This window comes from Candidatus Neomarinimicrobiota bacterium (assembly GCA_036476315.1).
GTDB lineage: Bacteria > Fidelibacterota > Marinisomatia > Marinisomatales > S15-B10 > JAZGBI01.
On sequence record JAZGBI010000018.1, the window covers coordinates 1 to 4,494 of the forward strand.

Sequence of the window (4,494 nt, forward strand, 5' to 3'; positions counted from 1 at the left end):
CTGATCCTCCTGAACCCGGTCTTCGATATGATGGATCACGTCGAGATACTGGCCAAGGAGGTCATTCCAAAAATCTCTGCCCCGTGACCCCTTGAAGTGACTTAGGTCAGATATCTGTATCGTTCTTCCAGGTACCTCAGGGTCAGGTTTTGAGTTCTTGACGAACAGAACGGAGAAAGCGATGCGAATCATCGATGCGGATGGGCACATTCAAGAGAGGAACATTCCCTGGGCGGACCTCCTCGAGGAACCTTATCGATCTCGGGCACCGAAACGGGTTAAGGATAACCGAGGCGTAGAGTTCCTGATGATGGAGGGCAAATTGTGCCCTAAACCCCAAGGTAAGGGATGTGGGTTTTTAGGGGCACCTTTCAGCCGGACACCACAGAAAACTACCGGCATGATAGATCCGGTTCAACGGCTTAAGGACATGGACCTTGAGGGTATTGATACTGCGGTGCTCTTTGGCAGCAGCGGTTTTTTGGGCCTACCGTTTTTAGAAGACAAGGATTTTGCCTGTGCCATGGCTCGGGCCTACAACAACTGGCTCGCCGATTACTGCAAGACAGATTCCCGAAGGCTCAAGGGGGTGGCGCTCGTGCCAATCCAAGATCCGCCCGAAGCAGTCAGGGAATTGCGCCGCTGCATCAAGGAACTGGGGTTTGTTGCCGTTGCAACCGCCACCCGTTCCTCATCAGATAAAAATATAGATCATCCGGATCATTACCCTTTCTTTGCAGAGGCTGAACTCCTCAATGTTCCAATCTGTGTTCATATGGGAGCCGGAGACGGGCCACCCGCTGCCGGGACGGAGAGATTCGACAATCCTTTTTTCACTCATGCGATGACCCACCCCTTTGAGCAGATGATCGGCGTTCTCTGTCTGGTGGCCGGGGGGATCCTCGAGAAGTTTCCCCGTCTAAAGGTCGCTTTCATGGAGGCAGGGGCTGGATGGGTTCCGTACTGGATGGAGAGACTTGATGAGCATTATGAATACCTCCAGCCTACGGTTCCCTGGCTCATCAAACCCCCGAGCGAATATATGCGCGGCGATCAGGTCTATTACTCCTTTGAGCCGGACGAGCATACATTAGGTTTCACGCTTGATTTTGTGGGTGAGGAGCGCCTGGTTTTTGCCTCTGACTACAACCACATTGACAGCAAATTCCCCCACACCGTCGAAACAGTAACGAAGCGGGAAGAGATTTCCAAACATGCCATGGCTAAGATCATGGGAGAAAATGCGGCAAGACTTTATAGCCTCTAGAATGACGGGGGATGGAAAACAAGTCACAGAAGAGTATCAAGGTCACTTTGCTAGGCACAGGCGCTCCACCTCCGGTCATGAACCGGTTTGGACCGAGCACGTTAGTGGAAGCCGGGGGTGAAAAATTCATTTTCGATGCCGGGCGGGGTGCAATGCAGCGCCTGTTCCATCTCAAAATTCCGTTTGCGGACGTTACCGGGCTGTTTCTCACGCACCATCATTCAGACCACGTGGTGGGAATTCCGGACCTGTGGTTGACGGGTTGGATCGGCCGTCCCTGGGGGCAGCGAAAGGTTCCGCTACGCGTCTGGGGACCCGTGGGGACCAAGGAGATGATGTCGCATCTGGCGCAGGCATATCAGGTGGATATTCGAGTCCGGAGCGAAAATTATCCGCCGCAGGGAGTCTCCGTCCACGCTGAAGACATCACGGAAGGTGTAGTTTATGAGAAAGGCGGCTTGAAGGTCACAGCCTTTGAGGTGGATCATGGCTCGGAGATCCTACCGGCGTTCGGCTACCGCATCGACTACGCGGGGCGCTCTGCGGTTCTATCTGGTGACACGACCTTCAACGAAAATTTAATACGCTTTTCCCAGGGAGCGGATTTGTTGGTTCACGAAGTGGCGGCTACGACAGAAGATCTGCTTCGCACTACAGAGCAATTCAAGAGAATCACGAAAAACCACACGACCCCCGAACAGGCCGGGGAGGTCTTTACACGAGTCAGGCCCAAACTTGCCGTCTACACGCACATCCTATTGTTCGGTCCCTTCAAGGACAAAGATTTAATCCCAGCCACACGCAAAAGATATTCAGGCCCTCTGGAAGTAGGGGAGGATTTGATGAGGATCGACGTGGGTGAGAAGGTACGGACTAGCCGCTTCCCCGCGGATTAATCAGCGTTATTTTCACTCTGACAGCTTAGCCCCTAGCACAGAATGCACCGCACGTAAGTGCGAGCATGAAGGTTCTGGACTTCCCTTAAGCGCCGTGCCCCAAAACCGCGAACGTAAGTCCATAGCATGGGGGTTACCTTCTTGATCTCCAGCGCATTGATCCAGGCGCTAATTCCCAGGAATAAGGCAGTAAAACTCGAAAGAGCCTCTGTTTTATCTAAACCCGCTTATTCGCCTGAAACGTAGTTTACCCCCCTGTCATGGAGGAATCTGGAGAAACAGCTGGTTGGCCATCTGGCCTTAAGTAGCTTGATTATCAGGAGATCTTAGCTTGAACGTTGCATACGGCAAATAGTATAATGATATGTTATTATTATAATGTTATATTAATAGATAGCTTGGAGATACTTGAATAGATGACCGATATTCTTACATGGCTGATCTTTCTCTTGCTGTTTACGAACGGCATACTCTTGGTCATTCAGATCTGGCTGTCCGGCTCAGGTGCCGACAAAACTGAAAAGGTTGTGCGGGAGCAATTTAATGTCGGTCGCCAGGAATCCGCAAAACACACCCGGGAGCTTCGCGACCAAGTCTCATCTGTTGCTTCTATGGTCAAAATCGTTGGTGAGATGGGTTCCCAGCGGTCGTCTGAGCTCGAGTCAGTAACAAATCAACTCAAAGGCATGTCTGATAAGTATCAGTCTCACATAGACACCCTCCGTGAGACTGTCAATTCGCAACTGAAACAATTGCAGGAGGGCAACGAAACCAAACTTGAAGAAATGGTCAGATCCGTAGATGAAAAATTACACAGTACGCTGGAGATGAACCTCAGCGAATCCTTTGATCTGGTCTGTGATCGCCTAGAAGCAGTACAACGCGGAATCGGTGATATGCAAGGCTTGGCAACAGGCGTAGGCGACTTGAAAAAGATGCTTACCAATACCAATGTCAGGGCCCGTGGAACCTGGGGTGAGATTCAGCTTGACGCACTGCTTGAGCAGATTTTGACGCCCGATCAATACGATAGCAACGTTCAAATGAAAGATGGATCCTCCGATGCTGTCGAATATGCAATACGGTTGCCGGGAGGAAACAACCAAAAAGATTCCTTCGTATGGTTGCCGATCGACTCCAAATTTCCCCGGGAGGATTACATCCGGTTTCAAGTGGCAGTTGATGCTGCGGATGCGACCGGCGTCCAGACGGCCACGGCTGCATTGGTAAATACTGCTCGGAATACAGCCCAGGAAATCCGCGACAAATATATCAACCCACCCAAGACCACCGATTTTGCGATCATGTTTCTCCCAATGGAAGGGCTATATGCAGAGATATTTCGGCAGCCTGGTCTGATCGAAGATCTCCAGCGAAACTATCGGATTGTCGTCTCCGGTCCGGCAACCCTAGGAGCCATCCTCAACAGTCTCCGAATGGGTTTCCGCACCCTAGCTATAGAACAACGTGCAAGTGAAGTCTGGAAAATCCTCGCCGCAGTAAAAACAGAATTTGGTAAATTTGGAGAGGTGCTCGGAAAAGTCAAGAATGAGCTAGACGCAGCGTCTCGGACGATTGCGGAAACAGGGGCCAGGACTCGCGCTATGGAAAATCAGCTGCAAGGAGTCGAGCCGCTTTCCGCAGACTTGGCCGAAGAAGTACTGAAGATTCCTGCCAGTGAAACTTCCCTCGACACGGAAACGCTGAAGGCTCCTATCGATGAAACTTCCCTCGACACGGAAACGCTGAAGGCTCGTATCGATGAAACTTCCCCGGACACGGAGACGTTGAAGATTCCTACCGATGAAACTTCCCCGGACACGGTGACGTTGAAGATTCCTACCGGCGAATCTATCACTGACGCAGAGATGCTGAAAATTCCTACCGGCGAATCTTTCACTCAATCGACGGAGGAGCTGAAGGTTCCTACCAATGACACCTCCACAAATGCGCAGACTCTGAAGGTCCCTACCAGTGAAGAATCGGGCAAAGAGTCAGTGAACCTGAAATTCAATGAAGAGTCCTAGCTTATCTCTCTTTCTTTCAGATAATCGCTCATCCGCGAAGCAAAATCGGCTGCATAAGGTTTTTCTTTATCGCCTGATGTTTTACCCTGTCTCCCCCAGCTAGGGTCAAAGTTCTTGTCCGTGTAACACTCAGGCGGCATTTGGGCGGTGAGGCCCTTTTCTGCCAGCTTTTGCGTTAAACATTTCCCTGATGGAAGGATCCTCTTGCCAATACTGGATCTCGTTCCTTTCGTAGTCCACGACATTATCCCCAAGACCTGGGTGGAGGCGGGAGCGGTGAAGGGCGAGCATCTTCGTTGCAGTA

At 51.2% G+C, this 4,494-nt stretch carries 4 protein-coding genes; 3 read left to right on the forward strand and 1 reads right to left on the reverse strand.

Annotation, left to right across the window (positions count from 1 at the left end):
* On the reverse strand, positions 1–192 hold a 192-nt coding region (locus V3U24_02245), incomplete at its 3' end, for a hypothetical protein (protein ID MEE9166272.1).
* Here V3U24_02245 and V3U24_02250 point away from each other — a divergent pair.
* The 3 genes from V3U24_02250 (at position 182) to rmuC (ending at position 4,190) form a co-directional block, all read left to right on the forward strand.
* Positions 182–1,267 carry an amidohydrolase family protein gene (locus V3U24_02250; protein MEE9166273.1) on the forward strand — a complete coding sequence of 362 codons (1,086 nt, stop codon included), beginning with the start codon at positions 182–184 and terminating at the stop codon, positions 1,265–1,267. The genes V3U24_02245 and V3U24_02250 overlap by 11 nt on opposite strands.
* An 11-nt stretch (positions 1,268–1,278) precedes the next feature.
* Entirely contained in the window at positions 1,279–2,163 is an 885-nt protein-coding gene (locus V3U24_02255) for an MBL fold metallo-hydrolase (GenBank protein MEE9166274.1), read from the forward strand.
* A 416-nt stretch (positions 2,164–2,579) separates the two neighbouring features.
* Complete coding sequence (gene rmuC / locus V3U24_02260; GenBank protein MEE9166275.1) at positions 2,580–4,190, forward strand: DNA recombination protein RmuC; 1,611 nt, start codon at positions 2,580–2,582, stop codon at positions 4,188–4,190.
* The last annotated feature ends 304 nt before the right edge of the window (positions 4,191–4,494 follow it).